This window comes from Allofournierella sp. CML151, assembly GCF_027853465.1.
GTDB lineage: Bacteria > Bacillota > Clostridia > Oscillospirales > Ruminococcaceae > Allofournierella.
Map to the genome: position 1 here is coordinate 181482 of NZ_JAPNNW010000004.1, position 19581 is coordinate 201062.

Here is a 19581-nt window from a genome sequence, read left to right on the forward strand (position 1 = left end):
TATGGTTCTCCCCTCTCTCATTCCCCGGCGTGCTTCACGCCCAGGATATCCAGCTCCTTCTGGGTGAGTCCAATGCCCCGCAGCGCCAGCCGGTTGCCGCACAGCGCCTCGATGGAATTGATTCCCATACCGCCCATCATCTCGCGAATCTCACGAGTCCAGGCGTTCACCAGGTTCACCAGACGCTGCGCTCCCTCATCTGGGTCCAGACGAGCAGCCAGGTCCGGGCGCTGGGTGGCAATGCCCCAATTGCACAGGCCGGTATGACAGGAGGCACACAGATGACAGCCCAGCGCACACAGCGCCGCTGTGCCGATGGACACCGCGTCCGCGCCAAGAGCAATGGCCTTGACCACATCTGCCGAGTTACGGATGGAGCCGGAGGCAATCACCGAGATGCGGCGGCGGATCTGCTCCTGGCGCAGCCGCTCATCCACAGCGGCCAGGGCCAGTTCGATGGGAATGCCCACATTATCCCGGATACGGGCGGGGGCTGCGCCGGTGCCGCCCCGAAAACCGTCGATGGCGATGGCATCCGCGCCGCTGCGGGCAATGCCCGAGGCGATAGCTGCGATATTATGCACCGCCGCCACCTTCACGATCACCGGCTTGGTGTAGCCGGTGGCTTCCTTCAGCGAGGCCACCAGCTGGCGCAGGTCCTCAATGGAATAGATATCGTGATGGGGTGCGGGGCTGATGGCATCCATGCCCTCCGGCACCATGCGGGTGCGGGCCACATCGCCCACAATTTTGGCGCCGGTCAGATGTCCGCCGATGCCGGGCTTTGCGCCCTGGCCGATCTTGATCTCAATGGCTGCGCCTGCCATCAGGTATTCCCGGTGCACGCCGAACCGGCCGGAGGCAACCTGCACGATGGTATTGGCTCCATATGGATACAGATCCCGATGCAGGCCGCCCTCACCGGTATTGTAATAGGTGCTCAGCGCTTGGGCCGCCCGGCTGAGGGCCGCATGCACATTGTAGCTGATTGCTCCGTAACTCATGGCCGCAAACAGGATGGGGGTCTTCAATTCCAGATGCGGCGGCAGGGCGGTATCCAACTTGCCGTCCGGCCCACGGCGGACCTTATCTGGGCGACGGCCCAGATAGACCTCGGTTTCCATGGGTTCCCGCAGGGGGTCGATGGGCGGGTTGGTCACCTGCGAAGCGTTCAGCAGCAGCTTGTCCCAATAGCAGGGCACCTCTTTCTGCGAACTGCCCATACTGGACAGAAGCACACCGCCGGTGGCTGCCTGCCGGTAGATCTCCTGCCGGGCATCCTGGGTCCAGCCCGCATGGGGCCGGAAGGTATTTTCCGCCGGGCGGATCTGCAGCGCCCCGGTGGGGCAGCAGGCCACGCAGCGCTGGCAATCCACGCACAGGGCAGCGTTTGCCCGCATCTTCCCGGTTTTTTCATCCTTTTTATGCACACCAAAGGCGCATTGCTGCTCACAGATGCGGCAGTTCACGCACAGCTCCCGATCCCGAAGGACCGCAAAGTGGGGTGTATCCCATTGTATCTTCATTATTTCCGTTCCTCCTCCTTCAGCCGCACGATCACCGGTTCGCCGCCATTTGGCGCCCAGATGCGGTCCAGCTCCGGTTCAACCGCCCGGATGGCGGCCTCTTCACTGGCAAAGTATACCCGGTCGCCCCGCTCGGCCACCACCAGACTGCGCAGCTTGAGCCGGTCATTCAGGGCCATCATGCCGCCCTCGAAGCCCACCAGAATAGAGAACGGGCCGGTGATCAGCAGATCACTGTACATCTGGCGCAGGAAACGGCGCTGCTTCTGCTCCGGCTGGGGCATGGCGGCCAGCTCACTCCAGAAGGGGGCAGCCACCACCTGTGCAACCTCCTCCAATGTGAGGCCCTGATGGCGCAGCAGATAATCTAATGTATAGGTAATGACCTCGGTGTCGGTGAGCAAATTGCAGCGATAGCCGTACATCTCCACCGCACGACGGTTTGCATCGTAGGAAGAAATCTCACCATTGTGGACCACCGACAAATCCAGCAGTGCAAAGGGGTGCGCACCGCCCCACCAGCCCGGTGTATTGGTGGGATACCGGCCATGAGCGGTCCAGGAATAGCCCTCGTATTCCTCCAGACGGTAAAAATCCGCCACATCCTCCGGGTAGCCCACCGCCTTGAACACACCCATATTCTTGCCGCAGGAAAACACATAGCAGCCCTTGAGCTGGTCGTTGATGCGAATCACACAGCGGGCGACGTACTCCTTTTCGTCCAGATGGCTGTCCGCCAGCTTGTGGGGCAGCGGCTGCACAAAATATCGCCAGATCAGCGGCGCATCCTTGATCTTGGGGGTGGGCCGGGTGGGAATTTTAGAAAGGTTGATCACATCGAAATGGCGATCCAGAAACCGTTCGCACTCCTCCCGGGCGGTCATATCATCATAAAACACATGCAGCGCATAATGATTTTTGTATTGCGGGTAGATGCCGTAACCGGCAAAACCGCCGCCCAACCCGTTGCTGCGCTCGTGCATCACCGCGATGGACCGGCGGATCACCTCACCGCTGATGGGCTGACCGTCCCTGGCAAATACTCCGCTGATGGCACATCCGGACGGGATGCGCACCTGGCCTTCCTTTAACATGGTCCTCCTCCTTTTTCACCGCGCACCGCGCGGAAAACAAAAAGGCGCCCGCACCGATGCCTTTGCATCAATGCGAACGCCTTTGTTCGTATGCGTTATCATAGCACCGCATTAAAGCAAAAGTCAAGTGTTTTTTTACTCTTTTAACACTTTCCCGCAGTTCCGACAAAGCACTCTGGGCAAATGCGTGCAACTTTTGTGCAAAGACAAAAAATTGCTTTTTGCAGTCGCTTGCCCCCTTGACGCGGCGCCGTTTGGGGGCTATAATGCAGCTATTGGCACAGCAAAGGCGCTGCGATCCCCCACGGATTTGCGGCGCCTTTGTCCTTTTTTATTCCCGGCATTCAAGGAGGAATTGTCCATGAGCCACACCCTTTCGCAGCTTATGCAGTTCATAGAAGAAAACGACATCAAGTTCATTCGCCTGGCCTTCTGCGATATGTTCGGCGTACAGAAGAACATTGCAATCATGGCCAGCCAGCTGCCTCACGCGGTGGAAAGCGGCATTTCCTTTGACGCTTCCGCCATTGCAGGCTTTGCCAACATTGCGGAATCGGACCTGTTCCTTGCACCGGATCTGGACACCTTCGCCATTCTTCCCTGGCGGCCCAGCGAGGGCTGCGTGGGCCGGTTCTTCTGCAACATCAAATATCCGGACGGCCGCCCCTTCGAGGGCGACGGGCGGCATTTGCTGCAGACCATGGAGCAAAAGGCGGCACAGGCCGGATACCGGTTTTTGCTGGGTCCGGAATGTGAGTTTTATCTGTTTGAAACCGATGAAAAGGGCCGCCCCACCCTGGAGCCTTTCGACCGGGCGGGCTACTTCGACATCGCTCCCATGGACCGGGGCGAAAACGTTCGGCGGGAAATCTGCCTGACGCTGGAGGAGATGGGCATTCAGCCCGAGCGAAGCCATCACGAGCAGGGTCCCGGCCAGAACGAGATCGATTTCCGGTGCGCTTCTCCCCTGCACGCGGCGGATGATCTGATGACCATGCGGGCCGCAGTAAAAGCCATTGCCGCCCAGAACGGGTTGTTCGCCTCCTTCCTGCCAAAACCGTTGCAGGACGAGAGCGGCAGCGGGCTGCACATCAATCTTTCCATCTTCCAGAACGGCGTGAATCTGTTTGAGAATTTCCGCACCGACCCGCACCCCACTGCTGCTGCTTTCCTGGCAGGTATTCTGCGGCGCATTCCTGAAATCACCGTTTTTGCAGACCCGCTGCCCGGCTCCTATGAACGGCTGGGCCGCTGCGAAGCGCCGGGTGTGGTAAGCTGGTCCTGCCAGAACCGTTCTTCTCTGGTGCGTGTACCTGCTGCCAGCGGACCCGACTGCCGCATGGAACTGCGCAGTCCGGACCCCTCCTGCAATCCCTATTATGTAACCGCACTGCTGCTGGCTGCCGGGTTTGAGGGTGTACAGGAAGGACTGAACCTGCCCGCCGCTGCGGACTATGACGCGTTTGCCCGGCCTGCCGGACTTACCCCACTGCCCGCCAGCCTGGACGAAGCGCTGGCTCTGGCCCGGGAAAGCGAGTTCTTAAAGCAGGTTCTGCCGGAAAAACTGCTGGTGGATTATCTGGGCCACAAGCAGCGGGAGGCGGATGCCTACGCCGCAGAAAGCAAACCCTATGAATATGAGATCCGCCAGTACTTTGAACGGATCTGACCATTGGTTTCGAAAAGTGAGGTGAACGGGGATGCCGGGTGTTCTGATCGCAAGCGACAAGCAATACCACGAAACGCTGCGGGCATTTTTTGCCGCCGGTCAGCCTGCGCAATGCTGCGCCAATGCCGGAGAAGCCCGTCGAGCCATGTGCGGCGGCTCCTTCGAAACCCTGGTGATCAACGCGCCGCTCCCCGATGAATTCGGCCGGGAGCTGGCCGTACAGGCGGCGGATGCCGGCATGGATGCCATTCTCCTCTGCCCCGGACCCCAGGCCGACAAGCTGGCCGCCGGGCTGGAAAAATACGGAGTCTTCGTGCTTGCCAAACCCCTTTCCCGCCAGCAAACCGCTTTTGCGCTGCGGCTGATCCGAACCGGCCGCCAGCGGCTGCAGAAGCTCACCGCGCAAAACCGCCGCCTGACCAAGCGGCTGGACGAAGCCCGGATCATCAGCCAGGCCAAATGTGCGCTGGCGCTTTGCCGGGGGCTGAGTGAAGAACAGGCCCACCGTTTAATCGAAAAAGAGGCCATGGACGGCCGCATCTCCAGCCGGGAGGCCGCACTGGAGATCATGCGAAGACTGGAGGACGAAGGCCTTTTATAACTGCTTTTTCCATTTCACAATTGATAATAAATACGCCAAACAGGCAAAGGCGCCTGCATGAATGCTTGAGGAGATTTCTCCCCGGGCTTTGTGCAGGCGCCTTTGCTTTTAAACCATAAAAAGAGAGGGACATTTTATGCAGAAACTTCCCCGGCATCTGCCGATTCATTACGAGGACTACGCACCCGACCTTGCACCGCAGGAGCGCAAAGCCTTTTATGGCCTGCCCAAGAACGTGCAGTTCTGCCGTGAGTGTGTAATGAGCAACCAGAAACCCAACAGCTGCTATGAGTTTGAGCACACCATTCATTCCGCAAAGAAGACCATGGTTATTCAGGAGGACGGCGTGTGCGACGCCTGCCATGCCTGCCACAACAAGGAAGGTAAAATTGACTGGGCCGACCGGGAACGCCAGCTGCGGGAGCTGTGCGACCAGTACCGCAAGACCGACGGCAGCTACGACTGCCTGGTACCGGGCAGCGGCGGCAAGGACAGCTTCTACGCTGCCCACCTTCTGAAGTACAAATACGGCATGCATCCGCTCACCGTAACCTGGGCGCCCCACATCTACACCGACTGGGGCTGGAAAAACTTCGAAGCATGGATTCACGCCGGGTTCGATAACTACCTGTGCACTCCCAACGGTCTGACCCACCGACTGCTCACCCGACTGGCCACCGAAAACCTGTTCCACCCCTTCCAGCCCTTCATTCTGGGCCAGAAACAGCTGGCACCCAAAATGGCTGCAAAGTTCGGCATCCCGCTGGTGTTCTACGGTGAGAACGAAGCTGAATTCGGCAACCCCATTGCAGACAACGACAGCGCGCTGCGGGACGAGCACTTCTTTGCCACCAACGATTTCGATCACATCTATCTGGGCGGCGTATCGCTGCGCCAGCTGGAGGAGGACTTCGGCGTGGACAAGGCGGATCTGGCCATCTACCTGCCCTGTGAGACCAGCGATCTGGAGAAAAATCACATTCAGGTGCACTACATGGGCTACTACGAAAAATGGCATCCGCAGGGCGCATACTACTACAGCGTGGAGCACGGCGGGTTCATGCCCAGCCCGGAGCGCACCGCCGGCACCTACTCCAAATACAATTCCATCGACGACAAGGTGGATGACTTCTTCTACTACACCACCTACATCAAATACGGCATCGGCCGCTGCACCTATGATGCAGCCCAGGAAATCCGCAACGGCGAGATCGACCGGGACGAGGCGGTGCTGCTGTGCAAGAAGTACGATGGTGAATTCCCCAGCCGGTTCGCTGACGAGTTCTTCCGTTATATCTCCATCGACAAGGAGCACTTCGGCAAAGCAGCCGACTGCTTCGAGCAGCCCACAATGGATCTGGATTACTTCATGCATCTGGCAGACCGGTTCCGTTCGCCCCATCTGTGGCAGTACGAGAACGGCGTCTGGAGCCTGCGGCACACTCCCTTTGAGGGGCCGAGCCTGTGCGGCTTCGGCGCACCGGAAAAAGGCGGTGCCAAATGAGCGCGGCACTTCGGCTCATTGCCCGGCTGGACGTAAAAGACCGGTATCTGGTGAAGGGCATTCAGTATGAAGGCCTGCGCAAGCTGGGCGACCCCCACGACTTTGCGCTGGACTATTACCGGCAGGGCATTGACGAGCTGCTCTATCTGGACACGGTGGCCAGCCTGTACGGCCGCAACAATCTGAGCGGTATTCTGGAGCAGGTCACCCGGGATGTATTCATCCCCATCACCGCCGGGGGCGGCCTGCGCAGCGTGGAGGATGTGGGCACCGTGCTGAAGGCCGGGGCGGACAAGGCAGCCATCAACACCGCCGCCCTGCTCCGGCCCCAGCTGATCAGCGAGGTGGCCCGGGCTTTCGGCAGCCAGTGCATGGTGCTGAGCATCCAGGCCAAACGCCGAGACCCGCTGAACCCTGCCGCCGGGTGGGAGGCCTACTACGACAACGGCCGGGAGCACTCCGGACGAGACGTTCTGGAATGGGCCCGCGAGGCCCAGCAGCTGGGCGCAGGTGAAATTCTTCTCACCGGTGTGGACCGGGAAGGCGTACGCCGCGGCCTGGACCAGGAACTGATCCAGGCGGTGTGCAGTGAGGTAACCATCCCGGTGATCGCGGCAGGCGGCGCAAGCAATTCCGGTGATCTGATGCAGGCCGCCCGCCTGGGCGCAGGAGCCGTGGCAATGGGCAGCCTGCTGCATTACAAACAAGCCACAATCCCCCAGCTGAAAAAGGAACTGGCGGAAAACGGTGTGGAGGTGAGACCATGCATCCAACAGTAACCATTGTAGATTACGGGCGCAGCAATCTTTTGAGCGTGCAGCGCGCCCTGGAATACTGCGGCGCGACAGTGGAATACGCCTCCACTCCTGAGCAGGTGGCCGCGGGCGGTGCGCTGGTTTTGCCCGGTGTGGGTGCCTTCGCCGATGGCATGAACCTGCTGCGGGAAAGCGGCCTGGCCCGGGCGGTCTGCACCAGGGCAAGGCAGGGTGTTCCTCTGCTGGGCATCTGCCTGGGAATGCAGTTTCTGTTCGACTCCAGCAGCGAAGGCGGAATTACTCCCGGCCTCGGCCTTTTGCCGGGCACCGTGGAGGCCATTCCCGGCCATACCACCCAGGGCCAGCCGCTGCGGGTACCGCACATTGGCTGGGCACCATTGTATCCTGCCCAGCAGCGGGAAGGCTTTTTGGGCAGCACACTGGAAGCCATTCCGGTGAAAAGTCAGGTGTACTTTGTACACGGCTACCAGGCAATGCCTGCGCGCCAGGCCGACCGGCTGGCGGACACGCTGTATGGCGGGCACCGCATCTGCGCCGCCGTTCAGCGCGGCAATATTACCGGGGTACAGTTTCACCCGGAAAAAAGCGGCGAGGTGGGACTCGCCATTCTGCGCACGTTCCTGGGCAGCTGCCCGGCGTGAAGATAGAGGGTAATTTTTAAGGAGGGAATTTTTATGAAACAGACCTACCGACCTGCACTGAGCCTTTACGAGACCCAAAGTGCCATTGGCATGATCAAGCAGTGCTTCCCCGCACACCTGACCCGTCAGCTGCGGCTGACCCGAGCCACCGCTCCCCTGTTCGTGGACCCCACCACCGGACTGAACGACGATCTGAACGGCGTGGAACGTCCGGTCTCCTTTGACATTCCCGCCATTCCCGAACTGGAAAAAGGCGCACAGGTGGTACACAGCCTGGCCAAGTGGAAGCGCCAGGCACTGGGCCGCTTCGGTTTCGCACCGGACACCGGCCTGTATGCGGACATGAACGCCATCCGCAGGGACGAGGAGCTGGACGAGCTGCACTCGGTGTATGTGGATCAGTGGGACTGGGAAAAGGTCATCACCCGCGAAACCCGCACCGAGGAATACCTGAAGGACACCGTGCGGTCCATCGTGAGCGCCATCTGCGCCACTCTGGAGGAGGTCAAGAAGGCATATCCCCAGCTGTGTGTAAATCTTTCCGAGCATGTGAGCTTCGTGACCACCCAGCAGCTGGAGGATCTGTGGCCGGACCTGACGCCCCGCCAGCGGGAGAACGCCTATCTGGAGCAGCACCCCACCGCCTTTATCATGCAGATCGGCGCACCTTTGGCCAGTGGAAAGCCCCACGACGGCCGCGCCCCCGACTACGACGACTGGAGCCTGAACGGTGATCTGCTGTTCTGGGACGACGTTCTGGGCTGCGCGCTGGAGGTTTCCAGCATGGGCATCCGGGTGGACGCCGAAGCCATGGAACGCCAGTGCAAGGCGGCTGGCTGCCCCCACCGGCTGGAGCTGCCCTTCCACAAGGCTGTGCTGGACGGCACCCTGCCCCTGACCATGGGCGGCGGTATCGGCCAGAGCCGCCTGTGCATGCTGCTGCTGGGCAAAGCTCACATCGGTGAAGTACAGGCAAGCCTGTGGCCCAAGGCCATCCGGGAGCAGTGCGAGGCCGCTGGTATCCCCCTGCTGTGAGCGCATCCGCACATTTTTGCTTTGAAGTATGAAAAGGAGCTGTGACATATGAATCATGTACCGGAATTGTTTGGCAGTATGGTATTCAATGACAAGGTCATGAAGGCCCGCCTGCCCAAGGAAGTTTATCGTTCTTTGAAAAATACCATCCAGCGGGGCGCTCCCCTGGACCCCAGTGTGGCCGATGTGGTGGCCGCCTGCATGAAGGACTGGGCCGTAAGCAAGGGCGCGACTCATTTCACCCACTGGTTCCAGCCCATGACCGGCATCACCGCCGAAAAGCACGACAGCTTCATCAATCCCTGCGGTGACGGCAGCGTCATCATGGATTTCTCTGGCAAAGAGCTGGTCAAGGGCGAGCCGGATGCTTCCAGCTTCCCCTCCGGCGGCCTGCGCGCCACCTTTGAGGCCCGTGGTTACACTGCCTGGGACCCCACCAGCTACGCCTTTATCAAGGATGACACCCTGTGCATCCCCACTGCTTTCTGCAGCTACAACGGCCAGGTGCTGGACAAGAAGACTCCCCTGCTGCGCAGCATGGATGCCATCAGCAAGCAGGCGGTTCGTGTGCTGGCTCTGTTCGGCAAGGACGTGCAGCGGGTAAACGCCACCATCGGACCTGAGCAGGAGTATTTCCTGATCAATAAAGAGGACTACGCCCGACGCCCCGATCTGATTCTGACCGGCCGCACCCTGGTTGGCGCTCCCGCCCCCAAGGGCCAGGAGCTGGAGGATCACTACTTCGGTTCCCTGCGGCCCCGGGTCAAGGCCTTCATGGCTGACCTGGACGAGGAGCTGTGGAAGCTGGGTATCCTGGCCAAGACCGAACACAACGAAGTGGCTCCCTGCCAGCACGAGATGGCTCCCATCTTCGCCACCGCCAACATCTCCACCGACGCCAACCAGCTGACCATGGAGGTGATGAAGAAGGTTGCCGACCGTCACGGCTTTGCCTGTCTGCTGCACGAAAAGCCCTTTGAGGGTGTGAACGGCAGCGGCAAGCACAACAACTGGTCGCTTTCCACCGACGGGGGCGAAAATCTGCTGGACCCCGGCACCACACCCGCCGAGAACACCCAGTTCCTGCTGTTCCTGACCGCTGTGATCAAAGCGGTGGACGATTATCAGGACCTGCTGCGCATCAGCGTAGCCAGCGCGGGCAACGACCATCGCCTGGGCGCCAACGAAGCACCTCCGGCCATCGTTTCCATGTATGTGGGCGACGAGCTGCAGGCCGTGATCGACTGCCTGGTGGCCGGCAAACCCTGCCAGCCCAACGCCCCCACCGTGCTGGACACCGGCGCTGTGGTGCTGCCCAACCTGCCCAAGGATACCTCGGACCGCAACCGCACCAGCCCCTTCGCCTTCACCGGCAACAAGTTCGAGTTCCGTATGCCCGGCTCCTCCTTCAACATCGCCTGCACCAACGTGATGCTGAACACCGCTGTGGCAGAATCGCTGCGGCAGTTTGCCGATGTGCTGGAGCAGGCCGACGACCTGCCCCGTGCCCTGCTGAAGCTGATCCGCGGTGAGCTTACCGCTCACCAGCGCATCCTGTTCAACGGCAATGGCTACAGTCACGACTGGGAGGTCGAGGCCGCGCGCCGTGGCCTTTCCAACTTCCGCACCACCCCTGAGGCGCTGGTTCACTACACCGACCCGAAGAACGTGGAGCTGTTTGCCCGGCATGGTGTTTACACCCAGGATGAGATCCAGTCCCGTCAGGACATCCTGCTGGACGAATATGCCAAGGCCATCCGCATTGAGGCGCTGACCCTGCTGGATCTGGTGCGCTGCCGCATCTCGCCCGCCTGTGTCAACTATGCTACCGGCCTGGCCCAGGGCGTAAGCACCAAAAAGCAACTGGGCATTGAGGTTCCCCAGGAGGAGACACTGGCTCGCCACATTTCCTCCCTCACCGGTCAGCTCATCCAGGCTGCCGACCAGCTGGAAGGCCGTCTGGCCGACCCGGTGGCCGAGGATGCCTCGGTTGCCGCAAGCTGGTGCGCCCAGACGTTGATCCCGGCCATGGACGCAGTACGTACCCCGGCCGACCGTCTGGAGCAGCTGGTGGACCGTTCCGTCTGGCCGCTGCCCACCTACAGCGACATGCTGTTCTACGTTTGATTACTCCCATGGCAACACCACACAATTCACGTCTAAAGACTCAGACGGCGTATCATGCCGAAATTTTTCGCGATATTTTCCAAAAATGCTCGCCAAGCCACCAAGGCTTGCCTGCGCTTTTTGCTTCATCTCACAAAAAATTTTCCGGTATGCTCCACCATCTGGAATTGTGCGGTGCCGCCATACTTTTTCGTTTTCTCCCCTATAAAACGCACAGAGCGCGCGGCTTGCCGGTTTTGGCAATGCCGCGCGCTCTGTGTGTTTTGCGTTATTTTTTTTGATTGGGATTTGCAAGCCCCATAGCACGGTAAACTGCGTCCAGATCCAAGCTGGCGCGCACCGCATCCGCCAACAGATCATACTGGCTTTGCTGGTAATCCCAATGGCTCTGGGGCCGGAAGTTTTCCCGGGCAATGCCCTTACGGGCCAGCAGCCAGGCAGCCAGAGCCTCGGTGAGCGAGCCCTCGTCGAACAGGCCATGCAGATAGGTGCCAAACACATTGCCCTGTGCTGCACCTTCCTCCTGACCGTTTTCCAACAGGCATAGAGGCTGACCCGCCATCCGCTTCGTACGGCCCATGTGGATCTCATAGCCCTGAATCGACGCCCCGGCAAAGGGACCGGCCATCACCTTTGCCGTCGTGCGGGTGCGTGCCTTGCTGGGGGTGAATTCCGTCTCGCAGGGCAACAGGCCCATGCCGCGCATCTCGCCCGCCTGCTCTACGCCCTCCGGGTCCCGCAGGGTCTGGCCCAGCATCTGATAGCCGCCGCAGACCCCCAGCACCGGGGTTCCGACTGCCGCCAGCTTTCGCACCGCTGCCTCCAGGCCGTTCTGCCGCATCCAGGCAAGGTCCGCCATGGTGCTTTTGGTACCGGGCAGCACAATCAGATCCGGCGCACCCAGACCGGCGGCCTGCTCCACATAGCGCACACCCAGCGCGGGATGGCTTTCCAGCGGGGAAAAGTCGGTGAAATTGGAGATGTGCGGCAGCCGGATCACCGCCACATCCACCGGCCGGTGAGCCTCGTGGGCGTTCAGCCGTGGGGCGAGACTGTCCTCATCATCGATGTCCACCCGGGTATAGGGAATCACGCCCACCACCGGCAGGCCGGTAAGCTCCTCCAATTGGGTAAGGCCGGGACGCAGAATGCCCACATCGCCCCGGAATTTGTTGATGATCAGGCCCTTGACCCGCTCGCGCTCCTCTTCGTTCAGCAGCGCCACCGTGCCATACAGCTGGGCAAACACGCCGCCCCGGTCGATATCGCCTGCCAGCAGCACCGGCGCATCCACCAGCTCGGCCAGACCCATGTTCACGATGTCGTTTTCCCGCAGATTGATTTCCGCCGGGCTGCCCGCACCCTCGATGACCAGAATGTCGTTTTTCTCTGCCAGACTGTTGTAGGCCTCCAGCACATGGGGAATCAGCCGGGTTTTGTTTTTGAAGTAATCCGCCGCCGAGTAATCGCCCCAGACCTCACCGTTCACAATCACCTGACTGCCGGTGTCACTGCTGGGCTTGAGCAGGATGGGATTCATCCGCACGTCCGGCTCGCACCCGGCCGCCTGGGCCTGCACCGCCTGGGCGCGGCCCATTTCCAGGCCGTCGGCGGTGATGCAGCTGTTCAGTGCCATGTTCTGGCTTTTGAAAGGGGCTACCCGCCAGCCGTCCTGCGCAAAAATACGGCACAGCGCAGTGCAGAGCAGGCTCTTGCCCGCCCCGCTCATGGTCCCCTGGATCATGATACATTTTGCCTTAGCCATTCTCGCAGCCACACACCTTTCTGAGGGTAGCGATCAGCTGCCGGTTTTCCTGCCGGGTACGCACTGCCACCCGATACCAGCCCTTATTTAGGCCGGGATAATTGGAGCAGTCCCGAATCAGCACGCCCAGCTTTCGCAGCGGGGCCGCCAGCTCCTTTTCGCTGTACAAAAGCAGATAATTGGCACTGCCCTGCAGCACCTTTAGGCCCAGCCCGGCCAGTTGACTCGTCAGCCAGGGGCGCTCTGCTTGAATGACCGCCCGTAACCGGGCCACATACCTGTGCTCGCCCAGGGCCGCAAGCCCCGCCTCCTGCGCCGGGCCGGACACCGCCCAGGGCTGGCCGCAGCGAGCCATTGCCTTCAGCAGGGCTTCGTCCCCGCACAGACAGTACCCCAAGCGCAGGCCCGCCATGGCATACAGCTTGGTGAAAGCCTTTAAAATCAGCAAATTGGAAAAGCGGCCCAGCTCCCCCTTCAGGGTGTGGGCTGCGGGGTCATCCAGCCAGTCGTTGAAGCACTCGTCCACCACCAGCAGAGTACCGCAGGCCGCACACCGCTCCAGAATCTTTCGAAGCAGGTCCGGCTCGGTGAGCGCTCCGGTTGGGTTGTTTGGCTCACACAAAAAGAGCATGTCCAGCTCCGGAGTGATTTCCTCCAGAATGGCAGGGGTGACGGCAAAGCCGTTTTCTTCGGTGAGCATGTGCTGCTTCACCCGGCAGTCCACCGTTTCCAGCGCCTGCTCGTATTCCGCAAAGGTGGGCGCAGTGACAAGGGCTGTACGGGGCTTCTTCGCCAGCACCACCCGGAAGATCAGATCTGCCGCTCCGTTGCCGCACAGGATCTGCTCCTGTTTCACACTCTCGTGCCGGGCCAGCGCCTCGGTGAGACGGCGGCAGAGGGGGTCCGGGTAACGGGCCGCCTGCCGGGCCGCCTTTGCCACCGCCCGGCGTACCGCCCAGGGCACGCCCAGCGGGCTCACATTGGCGGAAAAATCCAGCGGCGGGCGGCCATACTCGGCCTCAAAGCCCGCCCAGTCGCCGCCATGGGTCAGTTTTTGCTGCATTGCAGTTGATTCTCCTTTTTCTTATAAAGCCAGCAGCACCGCCCAGCGCACCGCCGCCAGCACCACCAGCCCCAACAGGCTGGCGGTCAGCATCATCCGGTTGGTGCGGGGGATGTCCTCCACCTCCACCGGGCGCAGCGCATCGCCCAGGGTGGGCTTTTCATGCAGCTTGCCGAAATACCAGGCCGGACCTGCCAGCTGGACCCCCAGCGCACCCGCGCAGGCGGATTCCGGCTGGGCAGCGTTGGGGCTGGCATGCTTGCGCCGGTCCCGCCGCCAGATACGCCAGGCGTTCGCCGCATTGTTTCCGGTGAAGAAGGCCGCGGCAATCCAGAACAAAGCAGACAGCCGGGCGGGGATGTATCCGGCCGCGTCGTCCAGTTTTGCGGCGGCCCGGCCGAAGTACAGGTATTTGTCGTTTTTGTAGCCCACCATGCTGTCCATGGTATTGATGGCCTTGTAAGCCAAACCCAAAGGCGCGCCGCCGATGATCAGGTAGAGCATGGGGGCGATGACGCCGTCCGAGAAGTTTTCCGCGATGGTTTCCACCGCGGCCTTGGTCACACCTTCGCTGGTGAGGGACTGGGTGTCCCGTCCCACCACACGGCTCACCGCTTTTCGGGCAGCAAGCAGATCACCTTTACAGAGCGGTTCGTACACATGCATGGTCTCCACCCGCAGGTCCTTCACCGCCAGCGCCTGCCAGCACCACAGCACCTGCACCGCAAAGCCCAGTGCGGGATGAATCCGGCCTGCCAGCCAGATGACACCTGCGCTGAAAGCAAGCGTTCCCAGCGGCAGAACCGCCGCCAGCACCACGCCGCCCCAGAACAGAGCGCGAGGCGTATCCGGCAGAAGACGGCGCAGCAGCCGCTCCAGCCGGGTGATGGCCTTACCCATGTATACCACCGGGTGGGGCATCCAACGGGGGTCGCCCAGAATCAGGTCGACGCAAAAGCCCAGCAAAACAGCCAGCAAAATCGTCATACCTGCCCGCCCCTTTCATAACACACCGTGCGCTGGTATTCCAGCGTGTGCTCCTTGTTCCAGCGGTTGGCGTCGGTGGTCACCAGATAGCCGCCGCCGTTGGGGCCGCACCAGCTGTAATAATCCTTTTTGGGCAAGCCGTACTGCTCCATCAGAGCCATCTGAGTGCCTCCGTGGGCCAGAATCACCAGCTCCTCCTCGCCAGCTGCCAGAGCATCCTCCAGCAGGCGGCAGAAGGCCTCACAGGTGCGCTGAGTGAACTCCGCCTTGGTCTCGCCGCCGGGGCAACGGCCGGTGCAGTCCTCCCCCACCCAGGCAATGTAGTCCGGGTCCTTTTCCATCTCGATGTAGTTGCGGCCCTGAAACACGCCGAAGCACATCTCTTTCAGATCCTCTACCTCCACCAGCCGGGCTTCCGGGAAGAGGATCTCGGCGGTGCGGCGGGCGCGGACCAGAGGGGAAATATAGACCACTTTGGGTGAGATCGGCGCCTTTTGCAGTCGGGCAAGGCCCTCGGCACTCAGGGGGATATCCAGCGTGCCCTGGTAGCGTTTTTGCTTATTGTATTCCGTTTCGCCGTGGCGAAGCAGATAGATATTCATTCCGGCAATTCTCCTTTTAATAAGATGGGCAGACCGCAGAAGACCCGCACCACAGTGTCCGCCTTCTGGGCCAACAGGCAGGCCAGACGGCCCGCCGCTTCCCGGTCGGCCCGCTGCTTTGCATCCACCGGCACCACACCGCCGCCCACCTCGGTGGCGATGACCACCGGCCAGGTTTCCAGCTGCTCCGCCAGCTCTTCCGGGGATTTCTGCCCCACCAGATTCTGCACATCCCACACCGCATATCTGACAAGCTCTTCCGCTTTACAGCCCAGAATGTGGCAGGCAAAGTCCCGTTTGCCCGCAAACAGCGGGCCTGTGATAAAAATCATAACGCTGCCTCCAACAGCTGCACCGCCACAAGGGCGGCCAGCATCCAAAGTTCCGCAGTCTGCAAAAACCAGCCTGCCAAATCGCCGGACAGACCACCGAACTGTTTGTCACTCATGCGGCGGTAGTAGAGCAGCACCAAAAACGCTGCCGCTACCATGGCTGCACCTTCTATCCGGCCCACTGCACACATGCAGACCGCCAGCAAAATTGCCAGCACCAGCAGCACCCGGCGCACCGCCATCCGATCCGCCGAGGTGGCGAAGGTATGGGCAAGGCCGGTGTTTTTTGCCAGCGGGAAGGTGGCCACCGCCCAGCCGGACAACGCCCGGCTGAGCACAAAGCTCATCCCAAAGCAGGCAAGAGCCGGGTCATCCAGCCGCACCGCAGTGCACAGCGCAAAGCTGGCCACAAACCAGACGCCCAACCGGATCACCGCGAAGGCGCCGCAGCGGGGGTCCTTTAAAATCTCCTGTTTTTTCTCCGGCGGCGCACAGCTGGCCAGCGCGTCGCTGGTGTCGGCGTAGCCGTCCAGATGGATGCCCCCGGTGAGCAGAATGGGAATCAGACACAGCCCTGCACCTCGCAGCATTTCCGGCGTGCACAGCCAATTGGCGGCAAGCAGCCACAGTGCCTGGGCCAGCCCGATCACCACCCCGATCAGGGGCAGTGCGCACAACGCATACCGCATGTTGCGCGGCCCCCACACCGGCTGAGGTACCGGGATGGCGGAAAACATGGCAAAGGCCACCGCGATGGTCTCAAGCACGATCATGCAGATAGGGCTCCTTTCCTTTATAATACCGGGCAATGCCGCATTGTACTTCGCACACATTGTCCGCCCGGGCAGCCAGCTCCCGGTTAAGCCGGGCCAGCAGCCGCAGGTATTCCAGCGTATCGCCCTCGTATTCGATGCCGCCGCTGAACACCTCGTTGCTCACCAGAATCAAATCGCTGCACTGGCTGAGGAGCTTGTCCACCCCGTCCAAAATGGAGCAGAAGGCATCCTCACCCGCACCCGCGGGATCATATCGTTCGTTGGCCGCCAGATTGCTCAGGCATTCCAGCAGCACTGCGCCCTGTTCCGGCAGCTGCAGGCCCGCCAGATTCAGCGGACACTCCACCGTCTCAAAGCCTTTGCCCGCCCGCATGGCCCGGTGCCGGGCAATGCGCTGGCGGGTCTCCTCACCCCAGGGCTGCATGGTGGCAATGTAAAACCGGCGCGCCGCCGGGGCCGCCACCGCCAAGCGCTCGGCGTATTCGCTTTTGCCGCTGGCCGCGCCGCCCACGATCAGAGTGAACATGACTCGCCTCCCTGGGGCTGGTAGGCCTCCATGCCGTAATTTTCGAAGGTGTTGGATTCCTCATACACCGCCTGGGCCATATCCAGCAGCGGCATGGCTGCCAGCGCGCCGGTGCCCTCGCCCAGGCGAAGTCCGGCGGTGATCAGGGGGTGCTTGTCCAGCGCATTCAGCAGCAGCGCACCCGCAGGCTCTGCCGATACATGACTGGCCAGAATCGCTTTGCCCGCATCCGGGCAAAGGCGCACCGCCAGCAGAGCCGCCGCCGCGCTGATGACGCCATCCATGAGCACTGGAACCCCGAAGGCCGCACCGCCCAGGAATGAACCACACATACCAGCAATATCAAAACCACCCAGCTTGGCCAGCACATCCAGCGGGTCCGTCGGGTCCGGCTGGTTGGTCTGGATGGCCTTGCGGATGGCCGCTTTTTTGCGGGCAAGTCCTTCATCGGAAAGGCCCGCGCCCCGGCCGGTGATGGCCTCCGGCTCACAGCCCAGCAGCACGCTGGCCACTGCGCTGGCGGTGGTGGTATTGCCGATGCCCATTTCGCCGGTGGCCAGAAGGCCCACGCCCTGCTGCTTGCAGTCCTGTACCAAAAGCGCGCCGGCCAGAATGGCCTGCTCGGCTTGCTCGCGAGTCATGGCCGGGCCCTGGGAAATATCGCCGGTGCCGTTGGCCACCCGCCGATCCAGCACACCGGGCTGCGGGGTAAAATCCTTGATGCCCATATCCACCGGAATCAGCTTACAGCCTGCCCGCCGGGCCATCCGGCAGGCGGGGGTGGTGCCCTGCGCAAACCCGCGGGCCACCATTGCCGTCACCTCGCTGCCGGTCTGGGTTACCCCCTGGGCCACCACGCCGTTGTCCGCACAGAAAACGAGTAAGGCTTTCTGTTCCAGATCAATGTCCGCCGAGCCGGTGACCGATGCGATCTGGCACAATGCGTCCTCCAGAAGGCCCAGGCTGCCCAGCGGCTTTGCACAGGCGTTCCAGCGGCGGCGGGTTTCCTGCTCTGCCCTTTCGTTTTTCGGCTTGATCTGTTTTAAAAGCTGTGCCAGTGTCACGCTTGCTTCTCCTCTCGCTTTGCATATTCCTTTGCCGCTGCCGCAAAGCGCTCGGCCAGCGGCAGGTCTCCGGCAAGATACAGGTGCGGAAAGCCCGCGTACAAGCTCTGAGTGGCAAAGCAGCAGCTCCACTGCCTGCCGCCGGAGGTTTTTTCCGCCTGCAGGGCCGCGCCATTCTCGGTGCTGTCCCAGCAATGGAACTCGTGGGCATTGGTGATCTCGCCGGTGCGCAGCAGCATACTGTCGCTGCGGGCGGTCAGTCGGTTGTAGCCGAACCGCACCAGTCCGCCGGTTTTGTGGCCCGCGCCGGGCAGTACCCCGGCCATGGGCCAGGCGTCGCCGTTTGCGTCCTCCAGACTCTGGCCCAGATACAAAAAGCCGCCGCATTCCGCCACGGTAGGCACCCCTCGCTCAACTGCCGCCCGAATAGCATGCCGCATGGGACGGTTCTCGCTGAGAGCCTTGGCGTGCAGTTCAGGATAGCCGCCGCCCAGATACAGGCCCGCCGCACCGGCTGGAAGGCTCTCATCATGCAGCGGGCTGAAAAAGTGCAGCCGCGCTCCGGCCCGGCGCAACGCGTCCAGGCTCTCTTCATAATAAAACTGGAAGGCCTCGTCCCGGGCCACGGCAATCACGGGGCCGTTTTCGCAGGGCTGCTCCGCAATTGCGGGCTCCGACTGCCGCCCGGTCTGGTAGACTGCCAGAAAGCGGGGCCAGTCCATTGTGGTTTCCAGGCAGGCTGCAATTGCCCGCACCCGCTGGGCCAGATCCTCCACCTCGCCGGTGGTGACCAAACCCAGATGACGGCTGGAGAGAGACGCCTGCTCCAGCTCGGGCAGACAGCCCAGCACCGGCACACCGGTCTCCTCTTCCAGCATGGGCTTGAGCGCGGCATACAAACCGGCACTGCACCGGTTCAGAAACAGTCCCTTGATGCGGCTGTCCTTGCGGAAGGAGAGCATTCCCTTCACCTGGGCCGCCAGTGTCAGACTGGAGCCGTAGGGGTGCAGCACCAGCAGCACCGGGAGCTCCAGCAGGCGGGCCACATCCCAGGCGCTGGCCTTGTCGCCGCCGAAGGTCATACCGTCGTAAAAGCCCATCACGCCCTCGCACACCGCAGCATCGCAGCCCGCTGTGTGGCGGCGGTAAAGCCTGCGCACCCGCTCTTCCCCGGCGAGAAATACATCCAGGTTACGGCTGGGCACCTGCAGCACCGAGCGGTGGAACATAGGGTCGATATAATCCGGCCCGCACTTGAAGGCCGCAGGGGCCAGGCCCCGGTCTTTCAGCGCCTGCAGCAGGCCGCAGGTGACAGAAGTTTTGCCGCTGCCGGAAGCCGGGGCGGCGATCATCACTTCGAGCATTGGTCCTCCTCAACAAAACGGCGGTCTTTTGCCGCCTCGCAAAGAAAAAGGCCTCTCCCGCCTTGCCGGACGGCAAAGCAGAGAAAGGCCCGGAAACGTACAACACACACCGGCCCAGCAGCCGGTGCT

The 19581-nt window shown here is 61.7% G+C and carries 19 protein-coding genes; 7 read left to right on the forward strand and 12 right to left on the reverse strand.

Annotated elements, in window-relative coordinates; all coding sequences use genetic code 11:
- Positions 1–17: 17 nt before the first annotated feature.
- The gene (locus PH256_RS04915; protein ID WP_270913208.1) at positions 18–1526 is read right to left on the reverse strand and encodes a glutamate synthase-related protein; all 1509 of its coding nucleotides are present in this window, start codon (positions 1524–1526) and stop codon (positions 18–20) included.
- Positions 1526–2620 (reverse strand): class II glutamine amidotransferase, encoded by a 1095-nt coding sequence (locus PH256_RS04920; RefSeq protein WP_058966004.1) that lies wholly within the window; start codon positions 2618–2620, stop codon positions 1526–1528. Before PH256_RS04920 ends, PH256_RS04915 begins: the two co-directional genes overlap by 1 nt.
- Positions 2621–2981: 361 nt before the next feature.
- Between PH256_RS04920 and PH256_RS04925 the strand changes: the two genes are divergently transcribed.
- From PH256_RS04925 to PH256_RS04955, 7 genes are all read left to right on the forward strand, one after another.
- Complete coding sequence (locus PH256_RS04925) at positions 2982–4289, forward strand: glutamine synthetase family protein (protein ID WP_187120509.1); 1308 nt, start codon at positions 2982–2984, stop codon at positions 4287–4289.
- Between the two features lie 31 nt (positions 4290–4320).
- Positions 4321–4890 (forward strand): ANTAR domain-containing response regulator, encoded by a 570-nt coding sequence (locus PH256_RS04930; RefSeq protein WP_087183732.1) that lies wholly within the window; start codon positions 4321–4323, stop codon positions 4888–4890.
- Positions 4891–5026: 136 nt separating this feature from the next.
- Positions 5027–6394: an N-acetyl sugar amidotransferase gene (locus PH256_RS04935; protein WP_058966009.1), complete on the forward strand. Its 1368-nt coding sequence runs from the start codon at positions 5027–5029 to the stop codon at positions 6392–6394.
- Positions 6391–7173 carry an imidazole glycerol phosphate synthase subunit HisF gene (gene hisF / locus PH256_RS04940; protein ID WP_270913210.1) on the forward strand — a complete coding sequence of 261 codons (783 nt, stop codon included), beginning with the start codon at positions 6391–6393 and terminating at the stop codon, positions 7171–7173. Before PH256_RS04935 ends, hisF begins: the two co-directional genes overlap by 4 nt.
- Positions 7158–7811: an imidazole glycerol phosphate synthase subunit HisH gene (gene hisH / locus PH256_RS04945; RefSeq protein WP_270913211.1), complete on the forward strand. Its 654-nt coding sequence runs from the start codon at positions 7158–7160 to the stop codon at positions 7809–7811. Before hisF ends, hisH begins: the two co-directional genes overlap by 16 nt.
- Positions 7812–7844: 33 nt before the next feature.
- Positions 7845–8846 carry an aspartate--ammonia ligase gene (gene asnA / locus PH256_RS04950; RefSeq protein ID WP_058966015.1) on the forward strand — a complete coding sequence of 334 codons (1002 nt, stop codon included), beginning with the start codon at positions 7845–7847 and terminating at the stop codon, positions 8844–8846.
- 48 nt (positions 8847–8894) lie between these two features.
- Positions 8895–10973 (forward strand): glutamine synthetase III family protein, encoded by a 2079-nt coding sequence (locus PH256_RS04955; RefSeq protein WP_270913213.1) that lies wholly within the window; start codon positions 8895–8897, stop codon positions 10971–10973.
- Here PH256_RS04955 and PH256_RS04960 read toward each other — a convergent pair whose 3' ends face one another.
- Genes PH256_RS04960 through PH256_RS05005 form a run of 10 tightly spaced genes read right to left on the reverse strand, consistent with a single transcriptional unit; the run spans position 10974 to position 19452 of the window.
- The gene (locus PH256_RS04960) at positions 10974–11216 is read right to left on the reverse strand and encodes a hypothetical protein (RefSeq protein ID WP_270913214.1); all 243 of its coding nucleotides are present in this window, start codon (positions 11214–11216) and stop codon (positions 10974–10976) included.
- A 25-nt stretch (positions 11217–11241) separates the two neighbouring features.
- A complete protein-coding gene (locus PH256_RS04965) occupies positions 11242–12738 on the reverse strand; it encodes a cobyric acid synthase (protein WP_270913215.1) in 1497 nt (498 codons plus the stop codon).
- On the reverse strand, positions 12731–13801 hold the full coding sequence (locus PH256_RS04970; RefSeq protein WP_270913216.1) for a pyridoxal phosphate-dependent aminotransferase: 1071 nt from the start codon (positions 13799–13801) through the stop codon (positions 12731–12733). Before PH256_RS04970 ends, PH256_RS04965 begins: the two co-directional genes overlap by 8 nt.
- 21 nt (positions 13802–13822) lie before the next feature.
- Positions 13823–14788, reverse strand: coding sequence for an adenosylcobinamide-phosphate synthase CbiB (cbiB, locus tag PH256_RS04975; RefSeq protein WP_270913217.1), 966 nt, complete (start codon positions 14786–14788; stop codon positions 13823–13825).
- Entirely contained in the window at positions 14785–15390 is a 606-nt protein-coding gene (locus tag PH256_RS04980) for a histidine phosphatase family protein (RefSeq protein WP_270913218.1), read from the reverse strand. Before PH256_RS04980 ends, cbiB begins: the two co-directional genes overlap by 4 nt.
- Positions 15387–15722, reverse strand: a complete 336-nt coding sequence (locus tag PH256_RS04985; protein WP_058966027.1) for a bifunctional adenosylcobinamide kinase/adenosylcobinamide-phosphate guanylyltransferase — start codon at positions 15720–15722, stop codon at positions 15387–15389. The genes PH256_RS04980 and PH256_RS04985 overlap by 4 nt, the downstream gene beginning before the upstream one ends.
- The gene (locus PH256_RS04990) at positions 15719–16495 is read right to left on the reverse strand and encodes an adenosylcobinamide-GDP ribazoletransferase (protein ID WP_270913219.1); all 777 of its coding nucleotides are present in this window, start codon (positions 16493–16495) and stop codon (positions 15719–15721) included. Before PH256_RS04990 ends, PH256_RS04985 begins: the two co-directional genes overlap by 4 nt.
- Positions 16482–17024, reverse strand: coding sequence for a bifunctional adenosylcobinamide kinase/adenosylcobinamide-phosphate guanylyltransferase (locus tag PH256_RS04995; protein ID WP_270913220.1), 543 nt, complete (start codon positions 17022–17024; stop codon positions 16482–16484). Before PH256_RS04995 ends, PH256_RS04990 begins: the two co-directional genes overlap by 14 nt.
- A complete protein-coding gene (cobT, locus tag PH256_RS05000) occupies positions 17012–18088 on the reverse strand; it encodes a nicotinate-nucleotide--dimethylbenzimidazole phosphoribosyltransferase (RefSeq protein ID WP_270913221.1) in 1077 nt (358 codons plus the stop codon). The genes PH256_RS04995 and cobT overlap by 13 nt, the downstream gene beginning before the upstream one ends.
- Entirely contained in the window at positions 18085–19452 is a 1368-nt protein-coding gene (locus tag PH256_RS05005; RefSeq protein WP_270913222.1) for a cobyrinate a,c-diamide synthase, read from the reverse strand. Before PH256_RS05005 ends, cobT begins: the two co-directional genes overlap by 4 nt.
- Positions 19453–19581 lie beyond the last annotated feature (129 nt).

Bases quoted from the DNA above. Each gene is read 5' to 3' on its own strand.
- PH256_RS04915 (WP_270913208.1), bottom strand. From the start codon at position 1,526: ATGAAGATACAATGGGATACACCCCACTTTGCGGTCCTTCGGGATCGG.
- PH256_RS04920 (WP_058966004.1), bottom strand. From the start codon at position 2,620: ATGTTAAAGGAAGGCCAGGTGCGCATCCCGTCCGGATGTGCCATCAGC.
- PH256_RS04925 (WP_187120509.1), top strand. From the start codon at position 2,982: ATGAGCCACACCCTTTCGCAGCTTATGCAGTTCATAGAAGAAAACGAC.
- PH256_RS04930 (WP_087183732.1), top strand. From the start codon at position 4,321: ATGCCGGGTGTTCTGATCGCAAGCGACAAGCAATACCACGAAACGCTG.
- PH256_RS04935 (WP_058966009.1), top strand. From the start codon at position 5,027: ATGCAGAAACTTCCCCGGCATCTGCCGATTCATTACGAGGACTACGCA.
- hisF (WP_270913210.1), top strand. From the start codon at position 6,391: ATGAGCGCGGCACTTCGGCTCATTGCCCGGCTGGACGTAAAAGACCGG.
- hisH (WP_270913211.1), top strand. From the start codon at position 7,158: ATGCATCCAACAGTAACCATTGTAGATTACGGGCGCAGCAATCTTTTG.
- asnA (WP_058966015.1), top strand. From the start codon at position 7,845: ATGAAACAGACCTACCGACCTGCACTGAGCCTTTACGAGACCCAAAGT.
- PH256_RS04955 (WP_270913213.1), top strand. From the start codon at position 8,895: ATGAATCATGTACCGGAATTGTTTGGCAGTATGGTATTCAATGACAAG.
- PH256_RS04965 (WP_270913215.1), bottom strand. From the start codon at position 12,738: ATGGCTAAGGCAAAATGTATCATGATCCAGGGGACCATGAGCGGGGCG.
- PH256_RS04970 (WP_270913216.1), bottom strand. From the start codon at position 13,801: ATGCAGCAAAAACTGACCCATGGCGGCGACTGGGCGGGCTTTGAGGCC.
- cbiB (WP_270913217.1), bottom strand. From the start codon at position 14,788: ATGACGATTTTGCTGGCTGTTTTGCTGGGCTTTTGCGTCGACCTGATT.
- PH256_RS04980 (WP_270913218.1), bottom strand. From the start codon at position 15,390: ATGAATATCTATCTGCTTCGCCACGGCGAAACGGAATACAATAAGCAA.
- PH256_RS04985 (WP_058966027.1), bottom strand. From the start codon at position 15,722: ATGATTTTTATCACAGGCCCGCTGTTTGCGGGCAAACGGGACTTTGCC.
- PH256_RS04990 (WP_270913219.1), bottom strand. From the start codon at position 16,495: ATGATCGTGCTTGAGACCATCGCGGTGGCCTTTGCCATGTTTTCCGCC.
- PH256_RS04995 (WP_270913220.1), bottom strand. From the start codon at position 17,024: ATGTTCACTCTGATCGTGGGCGGCGCGGCCAGCGGCAAAAGCGAATAC.
- PH256_RS05005 (WP_270913222.1), bottom strand. From the start codon at position 19,452: ATGCTCGAAGTGATGATCGCCGCCCCGGCTTCCGGCAGCGGCAAAACT.